A 258-nucleotide genomic window follows, 5' to 3' on the forward strand; every position below is an offset into this window, starting at 1 on the left:
GTTCCTTTGCCAATGAGGCAATCGCAAGTGGATCTTCCCCGTGATTTGAGCAGCCATCTGTAATCAATAAGATTTGGTTTACGTGACCTTTTCGCATCTTCATTCCTCCTGGGATTGTAACTGAATGCTTATATCCCCCATCATCGCCAGAAGAAATTCATATTATACGATATTTTAAGAAATCTCTTGTTTCTCAAGATAGAATGTACCAGTCGGAATGGATGCCCATTTTGGCGTGTTGTGATCGAGCCTAATGAC

At 41.5% G+C, this 258-nt stretch carries 1 pseudogene; it reads right to left on the reverse strand.

Annotation, left to right across the window (positions count from 1 at the left end):
* Positions 1-97: pseudogene (locus SB775_RS31235) on the reverse strand (hypothetical protein); the annotation flags it as partial.
* Positions 98-258: the final 161 nt, after the last annotated feature.

This window comes from Peribacillus sp. SIMBA_075 (genome assembly GCF_046534585.1).